18 protein-coding genes are annotated in these 19199 nt (G+C 41.7%); 8 read left to right on the forward strand and 10 right to left on the reverse strand.

The features are described from left to right. Positions 1-10: 10 nt before the first annotated feature. Entirely contained in the window at positions 11-271 is a 261-nt protein-coding gene (locus V7K35_RS23865; protein WP_335082238.1) for a chlororespiratory reduction protein 7, read from the forward strand. A gap of 650 nt (positions 272-921) precedes the next feature. Here the strand turns inward: V7K35_RS23865 and V7K35_RS23870 are convergent. Then, a complete protein-coding gene (locus V7K35_RS23870; RefSeq protein WP_334795418.1) occupies positions 922-1491 on the reverse strand; it encodes a DUF2854 domain-containing protein in 570 nt (189 codons plus the stop codon). 332 nt (positions 1492-1823) lie between these two features. On the opposite strand from V7K35_RS23870, the gene V7K35_RS23875 reads away from it, so the two are divergent. Further along, positions 1824-1997 (forward strand): hypothetical protein, encoded by a 174-nt coding sequence (locus tag V7K35_RS23875; RefSeq protein ID WP_334795417.1) that lies wholly within the window; start codon positions 1824-1826, stop codon positions 1995-1997. Between the two features lie 128 nt (positions 1998-2125). Here the strand turns inward: V7K35_RS23875 and V7K35_RS23880 are convergent, their stop codons facing one another. Both V7K35_RS23880 and ppk1 read right to left on the reverse strand, forming a co-directional pair. After that, positions 2126-2530, reverse strand: a complete 405-nt coding sequence (locus V7K35_RS23880) for a response regulator (protein ID WP_334795416.1) — start codon at positions 2528-2530, stop codon at positions 2126-2128. 199 nt (positions 2531-2729) lie between these two features. Then, positions 2730-4901: a polyphosphate kinase 1 gene (gene ppk1 / locus V7K35_RS23885; protein ID WP_442939756.1), complete on the reverse strand. Its 2172-nt coding sequence runs from the start codon at positions 4899-4901 to the stop codon at positions 2730-2732. Positions 4902-5267: 366 nt separating this feature from the next. On the opposite strand from ppk1, the gene V7K35_RS23890 reads away from it, so the two are divergent. Together V7K35_RS23890 and V7K35_RS23895 are read left to right on the forward strand one after the other, a co-directional pair. Next, entirely contained in the window at positions 5268-6737 is a 1470-nt protein-coding gene (locus V7K35_RS23890) for a sensor histidine kinase (protein ID WP_335082240.1), read from the forward strand. A gap of 153 nt (positions 6738-6890) precedes the next feature. Further along, entirely contained in the window at positions 6891-7604 is a 714-nt protein-coding gene (locus V7K35_RS23895; RefSeq protein WP_335082242.1) for a hypothetical protein, read from the forward strand. Between the two features lie 243 nt (positions 7605-7847). On the opposite strand, the gene V7K35_RS23900 is transcribed toward V7K35_RS23895, so the two are convergent. Both V7K35_RS23900 and V7K35_RS23905 read right to left on the reverse strand, forming a co-directional pair. Then, a complete protein-coding gene (locus V7K35_RS23900) occupies positions 7848-8930 on the reverse strand; it encodes a tetratricopeptide repeat protein (protein WP_335082244.1) in 1083 nt (360 codons plus the stop codon). A gap of 98 nt (positions 8931-9028) precedes the next feature. Beyond that, positions 9029-9658, reverse strand: a complete 630-nt coding sequence (locus V7K35_RS23905; RefSeq protein WP_335082246.1) for a sigma-70 family RNA polymerase sigma factor — start codon at positions 9656-9658, stop codon at positions 9029-9031. 196 nt (positions 9659-9854) lie between these two features. Between V7K35_RS23905 and V7K35_RS23910 the strand changes: the two genes are divergently transcribed. Both V7K35_RS23910 and V7K35_RS23915 read left to right on the forward strand, forming a co-directional pair. After that, positions 9855-10451 (forward strand): glyoxalase-like domain protein, encoded by a 597-nt coding sequence (locus tag V7K35_RS23910; protein WP_273766740.1) that lies wholly within the window; start codon positions 9855-9857, stop codon positions 10449-10451. Positions 10452-10635: 184 nt separating this feature from the next. Continuing rightward, positions 10636-11091, forward strand: a complete 456-nt coding sequence (locus V7K35_RS23915; protein WP_335082289.1) for a DUF29 domain-containing protein — start codon at positions 10636-10638, stop codon at positions 11089-11091. A 272-nt stretch (positions 11092-11363) separates the two neighbouring features. Here the strand turns inward: V7K35_RS23915 and V7K35_RS23920 are convergent, their stop codons facing one another. The 4 genes from V7K35_RS23920 to V7K35_RS23935 all read right to left on the reverse strand — a co-directional run bounded on the left by V7K35_RS23920 (position 11364) and on the right by V7K35_RS23935 (position 15315). Then, positions 11364-12071, reverse strand: coding sequence for a helix-turn-helix domain-containing protein (locus V7K35_RS23920; RefSeq protein ID WP_335082248.1), 708 nt, complete (start codon positions 12069-12071; stop codon positions 11364-11366). After that, positions 12071-12475, reverse strand: a complete 405-nt coding sequence (locus V7K35_RS23925; protein ID WP_335082250.1) for a type II toxin-antitoxin system RelE/ParE family toxin — start codon at positions 12473-12475, stop codon at positions 12071-12073. The genes V7K35_RS23920 and V7K35_RS23925 overlap by 1 nt, the downstream gene beginning before the upstream one ends. Before the next feature lie 199 nt (positions 12476-12674). After that, positions 12675-14360, reverse strand: coding sequence for a lysine--tRNA ligase (gene lysS / locus V7K35_RS23930; RefSeq protein WP_335082252.1), 1686 nt, complete (start codon positions 14358-14360; stop codon positions 12675-12677). A gap of 529 nt (positions 14361-14889) precedes the next feature. Further along, positions 14890-15315 carry a hypothetical protein gene (locus V7K35_RS23935; protein ID WP_335082254.1) on the reverse strand — a complete coding sequence of 142 codons (426 nt, stop codon included), beginning with the start codon at positions 15313-15315 and terminating at the stop codon, positions 14890-14892. Positions 15316-15626: 311 nt separating this feature from the next. On the opposite strand from V7K35_RS23935, the gene V7K35_RS23940 reads away from it, so the two are divergent. After that, complete coding sequence (locus tag V7K35_RS23940; protein ID WP_335082256.1) at positions 15627-16370, forward strand: PEP-CTERM sorting domain-containing protein; 744 nt, start codon at positions 15627-15629, stop codon at positions 16368-16370. 94 nt (positions 16371-16464) lie between these two features. On the opposite strand, the gene V7K35_RS23945 is transcribed toward V7K35_RS23940, so the two are convergent. Further along, the gene (locus tag V7K35_RS23945) at positions 16465-17427 is read right to left on the reverse strand and encodes a M48 family metallopeptidase (protein ID WP_335082258.1); all 963 of its coding nucleotides are present in this window, start codon (positions 17425-17427) and stop codon (positions 16465-16467) included. A 132-nt stretch (positions 17428-17559) separates the two neighbouring features. Here V7K35_RS23945 and V7K35_RS23950 point away from each other — a divergent pair, with 132 nt between their 5' ends. Continuing rightward, on the forward strand, positions 17560-19164 hold the full coding sequence (locus tag V7K35_RS23950; protein WP_335082260.1) for an ATP-dependent DNA helicase: 1605 nt from the start codon (positions 17560-17562) through the stop codon (positions 19162-19164). Positions 19165-19199: the final 35 nt, after the last annotated feature.

A 19199-nucleotide genomic window follows, 5' to 3' on the forward strand; every position in this document is an offset into this window, starting at 1 on the left:
AATCTTTAAAATGCCAGACTCATTAATGTATCAGCAGGATCATTTTGTTGTTCTAGAAACAAATCAGCCAGAACAATTTCTTACACAATCAGAGTTATTAGAAAAGCTCAAAAAAACTCTCCAACAACTCATAATTCAAGATTTGCCGCCTGACTTGCAAAAGTTTGATTCTGTGGAAGCTCAAGCACAATATTTACTCGATACCAGCTGCGAATTAGATATTGAGCCTGGGCAATATTTACAGTGGTATGCAGTTCGTTTAGAAAAGTAACTTTTTGGTCAGTTGTTTAGCAGAAAAGGAGTTAACGAAGAAGCAGCTTCCGATGCTCAATGACTCCCCAACGCTGCGTTATCCGTTGGTGTAGCCTGCACAACTCTTAGAGACGCTCTTGCTAGCAAGATTTTCGTAGGGGTACGGCATGGTTCGACTGCGCTCACTACTTAGTGACCACTACAGGCATCAGAACTTCTCCTGACGGAGACACTGCGCGAACACAGGAAGCAGGAGAGAAACCCTATACTTGAAAACCTTGTCATTACCAATATAGCAAGGGACTGGGGACTGGGTGAAAAGCCTTTTTGTGTCTAAGTTTTATCATCTGTTAATGTCCTAACCACCTTGGCTGTTGCTATATCAAATAAATCTTCCACTTCGTTGTTATCCCGCCTTGAAATAAATTCTGAGGCTAATAGCTTGTGTTCCTCTCAAAAGGAATAAATACAATATTTTAAGCGATGTATATGGACATTTTTTGTGAAAGTGAAAATTGAAGTTCACGCTTAGTAAATAGAAGCTACTAGTCTAGAATTTAAGTTATGGCTGGGATGTTAATTAGTGCAGCACTTTGACTGTTAGATAAATGTGGGTAACGACAAGCCATAAAGGCATGGCGTTTGGGTAAGGATAATTTTTGTTCTTGACTATTGACTACTGACTAGTGACTCTTTTTTAGTATTGATCAGCGCTAACTCAATTGTATTTTCAGATGGCTGCATTATTTGAATCTCCAATCCAGGGCCAAAATAGTTGGTCATTTTTTCATGCTTTTTTTGCCATACATCAATTGGTATTAGCGGAGAATCAAATTCCAAAATTAGGGCATAGTTGCCATTAACTTCTGTTTCTCGCAACCCTGTGACTGTTGGTCGTTCCTGGTCTGTGGGACTCAAACCTAGAAAAGAAAGTGTTGTATCTAGATGAGCATCTTGACCGTAGCAATATCGGGTGATGTCTTTGCGAATTTTATTTTGAGTATCAGTTGCTTGCTGCTGGCGCAGTATCAATGCTGACGGTGATGTAGTTTGGCTAAATGGTACTGGCTTAAGTTCATTAGCTTTCAGCGCTAGCCCTCCTAATAACAGAGGAATCCCATAAAAAAATCCAACAAGATTGAGTGTGGCATTATTACCAGCATAGGCAACGAAGCCAATGATGGTTAATATGCCACCGATAGTTAAACCGAGTGTTCCCAAAGAGATTTGGCGTAGCATGAGCTTAAATTAGTATAAAGTCTGAATACCTCAGTTTTATTATCATCGGTTATGAGTAACAAATTAGGGAAGAACATCGTCCCCAGGTGGTAATATTCAACCAACTCAAAATTCCCAGATTAGGACTGACACAAAGAGAAGTCAAGAGCTTCTGGCTTGATTTCTCCGATGAGAGACGCTCTTGTTAGCTGGCTTTTGAGTAGCGGTACACCAGACACGGAGAGTAATGGCGGAAAGTTAGTGTAGTGGACTACTAAGGGCGTATAGTGCCCCAGAATGTTGGATTTTGAGTTAACTTTAAATTTAAAGGTAGTTAAATAAGGGAAAAAATAATGGATGTACAGACTATAAAACAACGAATTGTCGCAGTTCAAAGCAAACGCGAGTACCTGTTAAGCTTACTGGAGCAACCTAACCTGGGAACTTTGAGAGTTGACGTAAATCAGGCTTTGGAAGAACTGGATGAATTAATTGATGAATTTAGACGTACCATTCCGGTAGAGTAGAAATTATCAAAAACTGCGTCGGTCTAACCGTTAACTTCAGGCTATACCGACGCTCCTTAGTAGGATCATTTCCTCAAATCCCCAGAATTGAACTAAGCCGGAGTTGACAAAGCAACATCGCTCATTATTTATCCGTCTACTGCACGTTGACCTAACTGCCTAACTAAGGCAATAAGTTCGCTTGTAGATACATCTTTCTTACAAACGTCATCAAAGCTAGAGATTGCCTTTGTCCCGTGAAAATTTACATCTTCCACTGAGGAGTAAGCAAGGATTTGGGTGTTTGGAGATATAGCTTTAATGTGACTAGACGCACTCCAGCCATCCATGACTGGCATCTGTAAATCTAGAACAATTACGTCTGGATGGCAACGTTTAACCATTTCTATAGCTTCTTCACCATTACTAGCTAAACCTACTACTTGAATATTTTCCTGGCAAGAAAAAACTAATTGTAAGGTTAAACGAGTCAGTTCGTGGTCATCAACTACTAGAACACGCAAGGTAGAAAGCTCACAAGATAACATTAACATTTAGAAAAAAGACAATTTTATTTAAAATAATGTCTCCAGTTTATGGGAACAAGTGCCAGCACTTACTCTATCCTATGGTTGAATAACTTGTGTGAACCCATGACAAACAACTTAGATAACTTCTCAAAAAACTAAAGTTTTCTAAAAAAAACTAAGTTGAGTTAGTTGTCAAGATAAAAGTAACTGATTTTTTAATCAATCAGGTTGAGGCTACACCAGTTGCACGTAATGCCATATTCATGAGAATTTTTTGTGAATTAGCTTCTGGAGAATCATCATAGGGACGGCGTTGAATGTAAGTGCCATCAGCTTGTAATTCCCAAGCTTGGCGATTATCTGCGAGCATAATTCCCATAATTTCTTGCAAATCTTTCGCAATATCAGGGTCTTTCACTGGGGTAATTACTTCCACTCGGCGATCTAAGTTGCGGCGCATCCAGTCGGCACTGCCAATATAGATTTCCTCCTGTGTATTGTTATGAAAATAAAAAATCCGAGAGTGTTCTAAAAAGCGACCGACAATGCTGATTATGTGAATGTTTTCACTAATGTCTTTGAGTCCTGGGCGCAAACAGCAAACACCCCTGATGATTAAATCGATTTGCACTCCAGCGCGGGAAGCTTCATATAAAGTGGCGATGATTTCTGGATCAACTAGGGCATTCATTTTGGCAACAATGCGCCCAGAAAATCCATTTTGAACATTTTCGATTTCGCGGTGAATTAGTGCCAAAAAGCGATCGCGCATATTCACAGGCGCAACCAGCAACTCTCGATAAGACTTTTGCAGGGAGTAGCCTGTCAAGAAATTAAATAAATCTGTGATGTCAGCAGCCAATTCTTCACGGCAACTAAACAATCCCAAATCTGTATACAGCCGTGCCGTTTTCTGGTTATAGTTACCTGTGCCAATATGCACATAGCGACGGATCCGGTCTTTTTCCCGCCGTACCACCATGACGGTTTTACTGTGGGTTTTCAGTCCCACTAAACCATAGACAACATGAACTCCAACTCTTTCTAGTCGTTTTGCCCAGTAAATATTATTTTCCTCATCAAACCGTGCCTTTAATTCCACCAGTACAGATACTTGCTTGCCATTTTCGGCAGCGGCAATTAAGGCGTTGACAATGGGCGAGTCGCCAGAAGTCCGGTAAAGAGTCATCTTGATGGCTAACACATTCGGATCATAGGCAGCATGGGTAATAAAGCGCACCACTGTAGCCGAAAAGGATTGATAGGGATGGTGTACTAGCAAATCCTTTTCCCGAATCACAGCAAAAAAGTCTTTTCCTTCGTCCGTCTCCAATGAATCTGGGTTTAAACTCGGTTCCCTCAACCTTTGCAGACGTAATGGTACAACAGATTGGCGTGGTGGATCTTTGAGTTCCGGCAGTGGTAATGCCATAAAATACATCAAATCTCGCAAGCCCAAAAGACCGTCTACTTCATAAAAATCACTTTCTGTTAATTCCAAATCATGCAATAATCGCGATCGCACTATTTCGGGAGTTTGGGACTGAATTTCTAGCCGGAGTGGACTCCCACCTAGCCGCCGTTTTCGCAATTCCTGTTCGATAGCTAACAACAAATCATCTGCTTCATCTTCTTCTAATACCAAATCGGCATCACGGGTAATGCGGAACGGATGATATTCTTGAATATTCATCCCTGGAAATAGAGATTCCAAGTTATGAGCGATCGCTTGTTCTAAAGGAACTCCAGTCCAGTGGGCAGGTTTTTCGTTGTTCTGATCTCCCAATTCAGGCGGTATCGGTAAAAATCGTGGTAGAACACTAGGGACTTTAACTCTGGCAAAGAATTCTTCTTCGGTGTCTGGGTTTTTGACCACAACAGCCAGATTTAGACTGAGATTGGAAATAAAAGGAAAGGGATGACTAGGATCAACAGCCAAGGGAGTCAAAACAGGAAAGACTTGTTCCTCAAAATAACTGTTGAGATGAGTTCGCTGTTTCTGATTTAAATCTATGTAATCCAGGATATGGATGCCTTGATTTACAAGTAAAGGACGAAGTACTTGCTCAAAATGTTGATGCTGTTTCTTTACATGAGGAATTAGGGTAGACCTAATATCATCTAGCTGTTGTTGTGGTGTCCGACCATCGGGAGTTAACAGGCTGACTTTTGCCTCTACTTGTTGCTTTAAAGCAGCAACACGCACCATGAAAAACTCATCCAAATTAGAGTTAAAGATTGCCAAAAACTTGAGGCGTTCGAGAAGGGGCGTGCGATCGTCACAGGCTTCATGTAACACCCTGCCATTAAATTCTAACCAGCTTAACTCTCGGTTAAGATAATATTGTGGATCGTTTAAATTGATGGGATTGGCGCTTTTCTTCGATTTTGCCATAACGATCTTAGGGTAGCCAGATGTAGCCTATACAGATGGATAACAATACATATAGTAAATTAAATCGGGCATCCAAGTGAAACGGTTTGTCCCTAATTATCACTTTTATCGGTTTAAAAAATTAAAATACCAAAATAGTTATTTTTCAGGAGTTTCTTTTTTCTCCTCAGTTTTCTTAGCTGCGGTGGCAATTGGCAATTGCAGATTTTAGTTGTAGACTAACTCTTTGTTAACTGCTACTTCTAAATTGCGTAAAGTATCGCTGTTAGTGATGCCATTTTAAATAGGAACCCGTTCAACAAGATAAACTCCTTGTGGCAAATTCCCTAACTCGCTTATTTAAAGCAGTTTCTTCTGCATTGTAATATGTTTCAAACTACTCGTCGCCGTCTTGCCGTCTGGTATACTGCTATCACCGCTGTATTACTACTATTATTCGCCAGTGGAGTATATTTATATGTCCGCAGTACATTAATCGAGCGGATTGACGATACCCTCAATCATGTAGTGGAAATTGTAGAGCGATCGCTTGTAGTTGAGCCGATCAATGATGATGTTGACAAATTTCGCATTAATTTAGAAGCCAGTTTTCGTGATAATGCTGATACTGTAGAAGATGACCATATTGACCTAGAATGGTTTAGTCGCACTGGCGAATTACTTTGGTCAACGCTATCCGAACCCTTAAATATTCCCATTCGTGCTAACCGTACTGGCGAAACTGTACGCGTAGTCAAGCAAGAGAGTGAGAATTCAAAATTCCTCACTCAAAATTCCTCACTCAAAACTCCTCACTCAAAACTCAAAACTGAAAACTCAACACTGTTATTACGACAAGTTACCCAACGGGTGGAGGTGGGACGGCAGGTATTAGGATATCTGCGTGTAAGCCATCCCTGGTTTGAAGTCACTAAACCCAGTCGCCAATTAATTTTTGATTTGGCGCTAGGTATTGGGTTAATGGTGCTTTGTGTAGGCGCAAGTGGTTGGTTTCTTTCGGGTAAAGCGATGGAACCTGTAGGTGAGTCCTACCAACGCCTTAAACAATTTACTGCTGATGCTTCACACGAACTTAGAAGTCCCATTACTTTGATTCAAACCAATGTACAAGTCGCCCTTGCTGACTTGGATTTAGCAGAGACAGAAGCAACAACTTCTATGCAGTATCGGCAACAGTTAAAGGTGGTGGAACGGTTAACGCAGCGTTTGGGAAAGTTAGTCAATGACTTACTGTTTCTAGCACGGCAGGATAGTGGTATTAGCAAAGATATTTTTTCACCTTGTCCGTTGGATGCCCTGCTGATGGAAGTGGTTGAAGAACAAGAATTGTTAGTCACTGAAAAAGAAATCACCTTTTCTCTAAATTTAGTTGACCCTCCCGCCTCAGAAACAAGCCCCGAATTACTGGAAAATTGGTTTACGCTTATGGGCAATTGGGATCAACTGGTGCGGCTATTCACAAATTTGATTGCTAACGCCTTGCATTACACTCCAGCAGGTGGACAGGTGAAAGTGGAATTGGCGCGGATAGAGGGAATAAATCGCGTTTCTGGACTACGTTACACGAGTGCCCAGTTACAAGTTAAAGTGAGTGATACCGGAGTTGGAATTCCAGCAGAAGCACTACCACGCTTGTTTGACCGCTTTTATCGGGTAGATCCGGCACGGACTCATTCAACTGGGAATACAGCTACAGCTAGCGCTACAGGTTCAGGATTGGGATTAGCGATCGCTCAAGCTATTGTCGAACATCATCAGGGTCATATTCAAGTTGAAAGTGTCCAAAGCATTGGCACTACGTTTACTGTCACTTTACCAATAACTCTTGAGTCTTAATTCGGCAATAAATATTTGTTTCCTGTGATAGATGTAGAAAAGTAAATAAATTAACTACTTTATATAATAACAATTGCAATATTTAGCCGCATTAAATTTGCTGTTTAAAAACTATTAAAAAAATAAGTGTTTTTCTAGGAGTCCACAAAGAATATGAAGTCTCAAAATTTTCGCAAGTCCGCTGAGTTATTTGGCGCTATTTGTGGGGGATTAGTGATTAGTCTGCCAGTAATTCCTCAAGTAGTAGCACAGCAGTCTCCTCCCAAGGTTAATCCTTGTCCAAGAATTTTCTACGAAGAACCACATAATAATCAGGTTGTGGTGCCGCCGGGATGTCCTCCTAATGCCCTAACTAAAAGACTAGCTGCTCAAGGGCTTCTTCCCGCGCCTGCTACCCCATCACCAGAGCAAACAAGATTGAGTGTCGGCGGTGAAGCTCCAGAATCAGGTGTCACAACACCACCCCCAGTTCCTAGCGAGCAAACTCAACAGCCCTTACCAGGGGCGGTTTCCAGCGACCAACCACAACTACTACAACCACGGCAAACCCCCAGCGCTACGATCGCCCTAACAAATGGTACAGTTAATATCAAGTTGAAAAATGAGACTGCGGCTAATGTAACTTTCCAAGTGATTGGCGATACAGCACCGCGATCGCTACAAGGTAAGTCAGATGTAACATTGCAAGGTCTAAAGGTACCAACAACGGTGACATTTGAACGAGAAGATCACGGACAGTTGATAGTGACTCCACAACCTTCTTCAGAGCCAGGAAGTTTGGAAGTTACATTTAAGGAAGCCACGGATGCAACTCAAGGCAGAAGTACTATGAGAATTGAACGAAACGGTTCTGTCTTCTTGAATTAGTAAAGGCAGGGCGTGGGTTAAGTTCTAGCTGTTCTCAATTCAGTCAACTTAAGCCCTGGGGAATAAAATTCGCGGCTACACAAACAGAGCTTTTCTCCGTGGGCTAAGAGAAAATAAAGCTTTTTGGAGGTAAAGTCTCGTGTAGACGCGGTTTCTAACCACCGATTTCACGTTAAGTTGACACCAATGTACAACTGTGCGCCCCTACTCTCAACGATGCAAAAGATTTCCGATGCCGTCCTCCTACTTCATCTGAAGCATTTCAGTTAGCTGATTTAGTAATTGCACTTCTTGTTTACTGTCTTCCAATGTCCGCGCCAGTATAATCGCCCTTTCGTAAAAATTGCGGGCAGTGAGGTAATTACCTTGCTGCTTGTATAATTGAGCATAAGACTCAAAAGATTTTAATTCTTCTCGCAAATTTTGCAATTCTTCAGCGAGTGCTAAACGTTGCTCTAGCAAGTCAAAGGCCCGTTCGTAGCGTCCTATAGCACTGTGAGCTTTCACTAAACCGTCAATTGCCCGTAATTCATTAGTGCGATCGCGGTTAGTTTTAGCAATCTGCATTGCTGTACCATAAGTGGCAATGGTATCCTGATAATTTCCAGATGCTAGGTAGGCATCACCTAAATTATTCAAGGTATTTGCTTCACCGATGGCATCGCCAGTCTGACGGCGGAAAATTAAAGCATTTTCATCCAATTTAATCGCCTTGTTATAATCTCCTAATCTGGCTGCTACCAGACCCAAATTACTCAAAGATAGTCCTTCTCCTTCAATATTTTTGACATCGTGAGCAATTGCGAGTGCATCTTCAACTGTTTTACTAGCAGCAGCAGATTCTCCTTGTTGCAGGAAAAATGTACCGATATTATTCAGCACAAAAATCTGAGCTTGGAAATCTTGAGTATCACGAGCGATTGCTAATCCTCGTCGGAAAGCATCTTCCACCTCTTTTAAACTACCAACCTGGACATAAGCCTTAGCAAGTAAATTGTAAGTTAGACCTTGTGCTTTTAGGTCGCCAATTAAGTGATATAGTTCCAGTGCCCGCAAGCAAGATACAATTGTTTTGTCGGCATATCCTGAGGCGTATTGTTGTTCACCGATACTCAGCAAGCTGTCTGCTTCATCTCTTGATTGTCGCCCAACGGAACTATTTATTGGGCGGTGGAGTTGTTGCGTAATATCAACCGCACCCGCAGCTATGGGACTCAGCAAAAAAGTAAACAGTAAAAAGCTGTGTAAAAGTATCTGAGTCCGAAAAATCGCACTTACCCAAACTAAGCCTACCTTTTGCCTTGGTAATACAAGTCCTTGTTTCATAAAACTTACCTGTAAAGTTGCAGGTTTAAGTAGAAGGTCTAAAAAGAAGTTTTAAATTATTAAATTAAAGACAATTAATCTACGCATTTATCCTTAAGTCAAGATTGCTCTAAATCTTCCCCAAAGTAAATAGTGCGAATATCTGTGGGTAATTTTTCCTCTAGCATACGATAGCCTTTCTGGAGAGAATTTGCTACTTCACTAGGGGCGATCGCTTCTCCTTCGGCTTGTAAATAGGCGGCGATTCTAGTTTCGCTCCAGTGGAAAGTTTGAGCCATTAACACCATCAATCGCAAAACAGGTGGTAATTGGTCTAATGCCTGTTGTACATAGCACCATAGTGGCGGCGAAGTTGTTTGAAGAGAATAATGAATTGCTTCTGTAGGTGGTAGCTTAATCTCGTTAATACAGAAAGCTGTCATATTAATTAACCAATTTTGCATGGTTAAAGCTTCCTTACCTGATTCAGAGTCAGTTAAATTTAGTCCACCGAGTTCGTAGTAAATATGCCGCCAAGTGAGGGCAAACAGATAATCTGCTTGCACAGGCGATCGCGCTGAATGCCGAATTAAGGTATACACTATGGGACTATAGCGGCAAAAAATCACCGTAAAGTACTTTCCGGCATCTGGATAGCGCTGAAATAAAGTTAGTAGTTCATCGTCGCTGTGATGGAACAGCGACTTCACCAGCGGGTGATTAGCTTCGGGAAAATGAGGAATTTGCACAAGTCTTTGAGTTGATAGTTGTTAAAATAGTTTTGGGAATTGCACTCCCGTAGTTAATCGCATAATATCTTGGTGTTGCCCAGTTTGTAGCCCAGACTCAGACTACTAGAGTATTGATAAACTAGAAACAAAGACTTAATTTTAGTCTTAATCGACAATCATAAAATCGGCTCCCTTATAGAATCCTTATTTGTTCATGGTTATAGCAGTTAGTGTGATATCGTTCCTGCTCAGTCCCCTTACCTTAGGCTCCTTTCTCCCTTCCTTGCCCTTAGATAGCCTGTTCTCCACCCAAGGCATTATGGTGATGCTGCTAGCAGCTTACGCTGGCGCAATGTGGATGTTCCTCACCAGTGCCCCAAAAGTACACACTGTAATGGTGTCTGATTTGGAGATTGCCCGACAGTTGTATGAAGGGCTGCTAGATTTGCCCGCAGCTGAGGTGCCCTTGCACTATTACTACAACTACGAACAAACTATAGGCGCAACTGGCATTGATCCACTATATATGTCTACTGGGCCGAGCTTGTCTAGCAAAATGATGAATAATGCCACAGATGGGCTATGGTATCAATTAAAGAAAAACACCCAGTTACACATTATTACTGGCGCGAGTTTAGGTAGCAAAAATCAGCAACGCCACGTTTGCTTTGACCATGATTGCCTAGAAATGATTTTAATGCGAGTCGAAATGCGCGGTTTGAAATTGAAGATTCGCAACCACAAGCCCCTGAATTTTTTGGTCAAGGACTATGAAGGGCGCGTTATCGAAGTAGCAGAGGTAGCGAATTAGTCATTAGATTTTAGATTATTTTAGGTTGGGTGGTGCGTAGCTTGCTGCCGTAAGCATGGCACCACCCAATATTTTTTTATATAGCAGGTGAGGCGTAGCTTGCCGCCGTAGGCATCGCTCTACTATTGATTATTTCAACTCATTATGGGGTTTTGCTAAATAAAAGCTTATGACACTTGAAAAGATGTACACATCTCATCTATATGAAACAGATTTCTATACTTGGACTCAAGAGCAGGTTAGCTTGCTCAAAACTCAACAGTGGGATCAATTAGATACTGTTAACCTGATTGAAGAAATTGAAACTTTGGGCAGAAGAGAACGCCAAGAATTGAGAAATCGTTTGGGGGTATTGCTAGGACACTTACTGAAATGGCAATTTCAATCCGAAAAACGTAGCAATAGCTGGTTGGGTACAATTCGAGAGCAACGTGTTCAAATTAAGCTGCTTCTGCAAGATAGCCCTAGCTTGAAACCTTATTTAGATGAAGTTTTCTTCACTATTTATGAACTTGGCTTGGCTTTGGCAATTCGAGAAACTGAGTTAGATGAACAGGTTTTTCCAGAAATATGCCCTTATACTTTAGGCGAAACTTTAAATCCTGAATTTTTACCAGATCCAAATCAGGTTGATGAGTAAGCGAGTAATCGTCCCAATACTATTTTATCACCGTAAACCGTGACAAAGAAAAGCAGCCCAGTAACTAGGCTCTGAAAAGGGAAATTGCTGAGTAGAGTTTTCAATTTCTTTAATTCGTCTGTTCAATTTGGCACAGGGAAGGTTATCTTCGGCATCTTCCACAGTTCCATATTGTAGAGATATTTTTTAAATGCACTACCTACCACTAACACACACTGCTTAAGAGCAATTTGCTCAATATCAAATTAATCGACTTAGCTTTTATTGTCATCCTAAAAATCTGCCAATTTCTCCAGCAATTCTTCAGCTAAATCCAATAACTCAATTTCATCAACTTCATCACTAGTTCTGCGATTACTTTCTCCAACTGCCACATTAGCAGCCAAAACATTTTTGACAGCAAAAATCTTATCTTCTTCTTTAACTAAACTCAAACATTTTTCCAACTCTACAGCAATTTCTTGGATTGTCCTTGAACCTAAACGCTCTCTGACTTTCATTGCTACCGAATCGTCACTTTCCAGCAGTTTTACCAAAGCTATTCTCAGTCCATCATCCTCGCTGGAAAACTTTTCAATTGCTATACGCACATATTCCCGCACGCTGATGTTTGCCGCTAATGCCTTTTGTGCAACTACATCTGGTACATCTACCAGCAATACACCTTCGTTATCGCTAGCTTGATATAAGTCCTCCCCTTGTTTTACGGCTACCAACAAATCTGCACCCAAAGCGTGTAAATAGTGCAACAGTGATTCCAACTCATGTTCCTTTAACGCCGACTCCAATTTGGACACCGCAGCTTGCTTTACTCCCAGTTTTTTCGCTAGCTGCGTCTGAGTCAATCCTGCTTTATTACGTATTTCCCGCATGGCATCGGTGAGATAAAGGCGCAGGTACTCTAACTTCCCCGCCAGGATCACCTCTGGTTCGTCGCTGACTTTCTGCTGTAACCAAGCTTGAAAATTAGGCTTTTTCATCACTGTTCCCTCTGCTGCAATTCACGCAATCTCACTCTTGCAGGTTCTTTGTCTCTATCTTTGATAGCGTTGTCGTATTTCTTCATAAAGGCGTGTAGCACTAGAAACCTCTGAGGAGTAGCAGCCGTTAAGATAAACCGTGGATTATGTTCGCTCTTAGTCATCCGTAACTCATACAAATCATCTTCCAGTTTCTCAAGGATGCCACTGGTAAGTGATGCGAGTCCTTTGTCGCACAGGTAGCCAAGATTAACTTGCAAACGCCTGGTTTCGGAAGCACTCAGTAATGGTTTTGGTGGATTTTCTGGTTTCTCCTCTTCGGGAATCATCCTGATGAAAAAAGCAAGTAAATCTTTGGGGATTTCCCCATTGACATCTAGATAAAGTTCCCAAGTCCAGGCCACTTCCTACGTCACAGCATAGTATTCCTTATAAGAAATGTCAATCATATTATTCTTTTAAAGGAATATTATATAGAATAAGTGAGTGCAACTTAGGTAATAAAATGGTGCGTTATGACTTTGCCTAACGCACCCGACTGTTGAACGGAGTTGAAGCTTTAATTACGAATTAGTAATTATTTTTGAATGGTACTTACTTAGCTCAACTCAACTGTTCAAATTTAAATTTACCTTTAATAAACTTGTTAAAGTATTGACCTTTAGACGGTGCATTGTCTAAATCTTCCTTGACACTAGGAAGTACTTTGAAATACTCGTAAACACTTCCACTATCAAATTCAATAGTCAGTGTTTGAGTTTTTGGCTCATAGGTAAATTGCTTAATAACACTGCCTTCGGGCTTGAGTAGAGGGAAGGCGATCGCATCCCGAATACTGGCACAATCAGTTAATAACATTACCAACCGATCAATCCCAATCCCTAAACCACCTGTAGGCGGCATACCGTATTCAAGGGCTGTCAAAAAGTCTTCATCTACACCTTGGGCTTCTAAGTCACCAGCAGCTTTTCTTTCAGCTTGGGCTTCTAGGCGTTCTCTTTGCTCGATAGGATCGGTAAGTTCTGAGAAGCTGTTCCCAGTTTCTCGCCCTACTATAAATAACTCAAATCTTTCTACCAAACCAGGTTGAGAACGGTGGGGTTTTGCTAGAGGCGAAATTTCTACAGGGTAATCAATTACAAAGGTAGGTTGAATTAAATTAGCTTCTACTTTCTCTTCAAAAGCTAAATTCAGTAACTTACCAATTGATTGAGCTTCATCTACACCAGGAATTGCAGCATTTTTACTTGCTGTTTTTGCTTCTTCCAAAGTTTGGAAAGAATTAAAATCTAAACCCGTAGATTCTTTAACTAAATCGTGCATTGTCACCCGCCGCCAAGGTGGTGTTAAATCTATAGGTTCCCCTTGGTAGGTGATTTCCAGCGTGCCGAGTACCTCTTGGGCGACAGTGGTAATAATCCCCTCAGTCAGCGCCATCATATCGTTGTAGTCCGCGTAGGCTTGGTAAAGTTCAATTGTCGTAAATTCGGGATTGTGTCGAGTCGAAATTCCCTCATTGCGGAAAACCCGCCCCAATTCAAACACCTTTTCAAAACCACCCACAATCAACCGCTTGAGATGAAGTTCTGTGGCAATTCGCAGATATAACTCCATTTCTAAAGTGTTGTGGTAGGTGATAAATGGACGCGCATCTGCACCCCCTGTTTCACTTTGCAAAACAGGTGTTTCAATTTCCAAAAAATCCCGTTCTTCTAAATAACGACGAATACCGGCAGTAATTTGGGCACGACGGCGGAAAGTTTGCCGCACTTCTGGGTTAACAATCAAGTCAACGTAGCGCTGACGGTAGCGCTTGGCAACATCCGTTAATCCATGCCACTTGTCGGGTAGGGGCAACAGAGATTTAGTCAGGATAGTATATTGTTTAACGTAGACAGATAATTCGCCCTTTTCAGTCCGTTTAATAGTACCTTTGGCTCCCAGGATGTCACCTGCATCTGTGAGTTGTTTCAAGTGATTAAAGGCATCAGCATCAATATCTGCCATGCTTTCTTGGATGCGATTTTTATCCAGATAAAGCTGAATTGTGCCGGTTTCATCTTGCAAAGTGAAGAAAGCCAATTTACCGAAAACACGACGCGCCATAATGCGTCCAGCGATCGCAACTTCTAAATCAACTTCTTCACCACTGGCTAAATCGGCAAACTGTTCTTGCAACTGCGCTGCATGATGGGTAGATTCCCAACGATAGGCATAGGGATTAGTCCCTAGCTGCTTGAGTTGTTCTACTTTCTCCAGCCTTGCGGCTCGGATATCTTCTTCCGACATGGTAACGAACTAAATAGGGCAACATTAATTATAGATGCTGCAATCAAGTGGGGCGATTATCTGCAATCTTTACAAACTTCAGATTTGGTGTCGCCATCAAACACTACCAAAAATTTGCCATCGGGTATTAAACGGTGAATAACCCGTAAATAACCATCAGCATCCGATTATTTTCGGAAACGAGCCACAACAACTCGTTGCATGTCAAGCAAATACACTAACTACCTATTGAGATCGTCTCGACAGGGCATAATAGATAAAGTCTCCATTGAGAATGAGCCAGGTAGTCAGAAATGAAGGTGTTAAAAGCAATATTGCTTAGTTAATGGGTAGTCGTCATGCTCAATAGGGCAAGATTAATTTATAAATACTGTAAAAGTTGGCAGTGATAAATATTTGTCATTGAGGGCGCGTGCGATCGCCACTCAAAAATAATTAGGCGATCACTTCTCTTAAGCAAAAATTGCAGAGAACATATCATTGATTATCTTTAACTATAATTAAAGATTTTACTCTGTAAGTCAAACCTTTATTTTTCCTCCACTTTTAGCGAATGCCTAGATGAAATAGCTTTCATTTTCAAGTTAGTAAATTGCACGATCGCCTTTACCAACTCCTGCTGTTCTGGTTGCAAATGCAGTTTTTCTAGGGCTTTATTGATATTATTACCAGCCCGGAGATTGTGAGTAAGTTGGGCACGTTGTGATGTGTTTAAAACTGCCTCAATTTCTCTATTTCTTCTTTGACGCACAGCCTGGAGTTGTTGGTTTTGTAAGGGAGTCAGGTTAATCTCCGACGAGGTGGAGTAGCTTGCAGTTTTAGTAGTTTGGGTGAAAATGACACCAGAAGTAGTATGGAGTTGAACGGGTGCAGCTAAGGCAATTCCCGGCATGAAAAGGACAATAGCTAGAATAGCAGCGAACACAGAAAGCTGTTTTGTCAAGTGAATTGCCATATTGAGAAATGCCTACATCTAATTTAATGCTGAGATATAGTTAAGCAATTTTCAAGTCTTTAATTTTGAATCTTAAATTTATCCCACCCCTAAGAGGATGGTAGTTCAGCTAAAAAATATTATCCGCTTTAAGTGAATCCAAAAAAACTAGAGTGGCAAACTTAACTGAATTACTTTTGCTAAAATCCAGATCCAAATTCAGGTTTGTACAAAATTCCTGCTTGACTGCTCATTTATATTCATCTGTCAATGCGTAAGTCCTGGTAAAATTTGGTTGCTGAAATTCCTAACAACCACAGAAGTATCAGAAAATGAAAAAAATAGCTAAAACTCTTGTAACTACCTTGGCGTTTTATCTATGCTTTGGTGGAGTGGCACAGGCTCGGAGCATTACTAGCATAAGTCCGCCTACGGGGCCAGGTCAGGGAGATATATTATGTACACAGGTTCAAACTCCCGTTAATACGCCATTTCCTAATAACAACAACAGCATAGCTGCAAGCCAGAATCAGATTCTCAACTTCCCTGGCTTATCTTGTACTCCCAAAACCTTTCAAGCTATAGCCCCGATTGATACTCAATTGTTCGCTGAACTTTCAGGAGGGACAACAGAGTATTTTTTTACCGAAACAGCTGTAAATAATACTAACTCTACTTGGAACGGGTTTAGCTTTAAGATTGGCTTCGGAGTTAATGATAACTTCGGACCGCCTGAATTGATTTTAGTCCCCTATGGCTTTGCGATTCCAGATTTTGACTTCAACGTTTCAAGCTCTGACCCTCAGCCTACCTCGTCTAAATTCACGCAACTGCTCCAGGATGGTTCTTTCAATTTGCAGTGGTCTGGGGGATCGGTTGCTCCTGGCGAGTCCGTCGATTTCACGTTTTCTGTTGATGTTCCCGATGATTTAGACGGAAACGATTTCTCTTCTTCTTTCACAATTCGTGAACTTCCTAGTGCTAAACCTGTTCCTGAACCCACTTCCATTAATGCCGCTCTAATTCTATTAGGCATAGTTAGCTCAAGGTTAGCTCTCAAACATAAAAGAAAGTAGCAATCACCGAACAAAAGTAGTGTTACGGAGCGTGTAACCTATTGGATAAGCTGAATATGGTGCGTTAGACAAGCCTAACGCACCCTAAAATAATCTACTCAGACCTTCTTATTCTGTCGATTTCTCGTTGTAATTCTTCAATTTGTCGGCGTAAAGCTTCTGTTTGATTTGCGGAAGATTCTGCTGAAACATTTACTGATCCCGAAGCAGGCGATCGCTGATAATTTCCTCGGCGGATTTGCTGGTATTCTTCGGATACTGCCCACGCCCGTAAGTAATGTAAGCGTTCAACTGGGAAAGGATGGGTTAACATCGTACCCTGAGCGCCATTGTATATCAAAAATTTATACAACTGATTCAATCCATCTTTATCCAGTGCCTGATAATTTTCTGACTGCTTGATAAACTCTTGTAAACTACATTCATTGGCATATTTGTTACTACCGCCAGAGAGTTTCATCATCGTTGACATCACGGGATTCAAGTCATCCGTCACTAGAAGTGCAGCGCGATCTGATGATAACTCGGCTTTCCGCCTCCACTCAAAAAAGGCGTAAATTAAACCTTGTGTTACAAGATTACCAATGCCGAAGGTCAATTCTCCCAACGCAGAAGCAGCACTCATTGCCCACATCGCCATTTGAATTAAAATAGTATGACCACATTTAATATGCCCCAGTTCATGGGCTAGCACCGCCCGAATCTCAACTTCGTCTAGTAAGTCTAGTATCCCTGTATTTATGACTATGTAAGGATTCTCTTGCCCCAGCGCATAACTATTTGCTTGGGGATTTTGCGAGACAAATAGTGTAGGTTCTGGGTAAATGTCCAAATCTCGGACGCATTCCCGAAATATCTGGTAAATAGTGGAATATTGACGCGGCCCAACTTGGATGGTGTTACCCATTAGATAGACTAATTGAGGGCGTTCGTAGATAAATTCCACAAATTTACGAGCGATTAAATCAAATCCCGGTAAATTTCGTAAAGCTTGCTCGGCTTGGCGATCTAGTGGATGCCTGAAGGCTTCGCTGGAAATTCCTGTGTAAGTTGGCATAATTCAGGGTATTGGGTGATTGGTCATTAGTCATTGGTCAAACACAAAGGACAAATGACAAATGACAAAGGACAACATAATAGAAATGGGGCAATTGGAAGTAAAAGTCACTTTGTATGGAATTAAAAGCGTGTGATTGAGGCAGAAGTTCATTTGTCACTACATAACTTTTTGCGATCGCAAGCGGGGTTCCCTTCCTGGCCCCATCATTTGACGATGGCACGGTTGGTAGCACGCGCCCTGCGCCTGGGACGTAGTGCCCTAATTCAAGTAGGGGCGGTTTGTGGCTATCAAGGGCGGTATCGCACCAGTTTCATAGCATCAGCCCTAATGTGGCATGGTCCTGTAATTATTGTTGCTCAAGAAGCGGTGCAGCAACTTCTGCTACAGGTAGAAATTCCCCGTTTACAGCAGTGGCTACCAGCCAATAAATCGATTAGAACAGGTGACGCTTGGCCTGATGCTGAGTTTCAAGGGCTACTGTTAATCTCCCCGGAAGCTTGGTTAAGAGGACAATTTGCTGGTGGCGATCGCTTTCCCCAAGGTATCCCTACAATTATTGATGGGGTAGATGATCTCGAAGATTGGGTGCGTCATCAACTTACCCAAGATATTCAACCCCATGATTGGGATCAACTCATGCTAGCTTGCCCAAATCAAGCTGAGGCAATTAGCGAAGCACGGGTACAACTAACACACGAACTTTTTCAGCATCCTGCCAATCCTTATGAGTGCTATCTAATTTCCCAGCCAGAAATAGAGATTTTAAGCCGTCTCTATTCTGTTTTAGAGTCAGTACAAGCACTACCAGAACCTTGGAAACAATTCTGGCAACAATTACAAATCCTTGATGAAAATCTTTCCCTCGCTGCTTCACGGCAGTTGCTACAACGCGGGGAACCGCAAGGGCGTACTGCCTCCCCTCCTCTCTTCTGGGCGACTATTGCCCATCGACAAGGTTTATTTTCTTTGCACTACGCCCCAATGGAATTAGGAGAAATCCTCTCGCCTATTTGGCGGCGACAACCAGTAGTTTTAATTGGCAGCGCTATAGAACCGGAAACTGATGCTCCTCTTTTCCAACAGCGCCTGGGTTTAGACGATTTAACTTGTTTAAATTTCTCTTCGGAAAGTCAAGCAGAAGCAATTCAACTGTATGTACCCTATAAATTGCCTCTACCTAACACACCAGAATTTCAAGCGGCATTTATTCACAAAGTCCGCACACTGGTTTGTCTAAGTGCTACAGCACCAGGATTAACGGTTGTCTTGGTGGGGGATGTACCACTCAAGTCTCAAGTGGCAACAATTCTAGCCTCAGAGTTTGGTTCGCGGGTGCAAGTAGAAAAAACTTGTTTGGATGAAAATGGGATTTTGATTAGCGGTTGGGAATTTTGGCGAGAACATCAACGAGTTTTGCCGGCACCTCATCTGTTAATTATTGCTACTTTACCTTTACCATCTTTGGAGAATCCCCTAGTAGCTGGTAGGGTAGCTCGTTATAAGCGATCGCATCAAGATTGGTTCCGTTTATATTTGTTGCCAGCGGCCTTGAATGAATTACAAAGAGCGATCGCTCCAGTCAGAGAAAGTCAAGGCATTGTTGCTTTACTTGATAGTCGTGTAGTTAATCGTAGCTACGGCGCTCAAATTCTTGCTGCCTTAAGTCCTCTGGCACGGATTAACTATCTCGATCCAAGCCTGTTTTCTAATACTAGTGAAGAAAATTCCGCTTAAGGTCATTTGTTACGCAATTTACATTTTATGAAGGT

The organism is Nostoc sp. (genome assembly GCF_036917275.1).
Lineage (GTDB): Bacteria > Cyanobacteriota > Cyanobacteriia > Cyanobacteriales > Nostocaceae > Nostoc.

What these genes read in the sequence shown, in the direction of transcription:
- V7K35_RS23865 (WP_335082238.1), top strand. Translation starts at nt 11, where the DNA reads ATGCCAGACTCATTAATGTATCAGCAGGATCATTTTGTTGTTCTAGAA.
- V7K35_RS23870 (WP_334795418.1), bottom strand. Translation starts at nt 1,491, where the DNA reads ATGCTACGCCAAATCTCTTTGGGAACACTCGGTTTAACTATCGGTGGC.
- V7K35_RS23875 (WP_334795417.1), top strand. Translation starts at nt 1,824, where the DNA reads ATGGATGTACAGACTATAAAACAACGAATTGTCGCAGTTCAAAGCAAA.
- V7K35_RS23880 (WP_334795416.1), bottom strand. Translation starts at nt 2,530, where the DNA reads ATGTTAATGTTATCTTGTGAGCTTTCTACCTTGCGTGTTCTAGTAGTT.
- ppk1 (WP_442939756.1), bottom strand. Translation starts at nt 4,901, where the DNA reads ATGGCAAAATCGAAGAAAAGCGCCAATCCCATCAATTTAAACGATCCA.
- V7K35_RS23890 (WP_335082240.1), top strand. Translation starts at nt 5,268, where the DNA reads ATGTTTCAAACTACTCGTCGCCGTCTTGCCGTCTGGTATACTGCTATC.
- V7K35_RS23895 (WP_335082242.1), top strand. Translation starts at nt 6,891, where the DNA reads ATGAAGTCTCAAAATTTTCGCAAGTCCGCTGAGTTATTTGGCGCTATT.
- V7K35_RS23900 (WP_335082244.1), bottom strand. Translation starts at nt 8,930, where the DNA reads ATGAAACAAGGACTTGTATTACCAAGGCAAAAGGTAGGCTTAGTTTGG.
- V7K35_RS23910 (WP_273766740.1), top strand. Translation starts at nt 9,855, where the DNA reads ATGGTTATAGCAGTTAGTGTGATATCGTTCCTGCTCAGTCCCCTTACC.
- V7K35_RS23915 (WP_335082289.1), top strand. Translation starts at nt 10,636, where the DNA reads ATGTACACATCTCATCTATATGAAACAGATTTCTATACTTGGACTCAA.
- V7K35_RS23920 (WP_335082248.1), bottom strand. Translation starts at nt 12,071, where the DNA reads ATGAAAAAGCCTAATTTTCAAGCTTGGTTACAGCAGAAAGTCAGCGAC.
- lysS (WP_335082252.1), bottom strand. Translation starts at nt 14,360, where the DNA reads ATGTCGGAAGAAGATATCCGAGCCGCAAGGCTGGAGAAAGTAGAACAA.
- V7K35_RS23935 (WP_335082254.1), bottom strand. Translation starts at nt 15,315, where the DNA reads ATGGCAATTCACTTGACAAAACAGCTTTCTGTGTTCGCTGCTATTCTA.
- V7K35_RS23940 (WP_335082256.1), top strand. Translation starts at nt 15,627, where the DNA reads ATGAAAAAAATAGCTAAAACTCTTGTAACTACCTTGGCGTTTTATCTA.
- V7K35_RS23945 (WP_335082258.1), bottom strand. Translation starts at nt 17,427, where the DNA reads ATGCCAACTTACACAGGAATTTCCAGCGAAGCCTTCAGGCATCCACTA.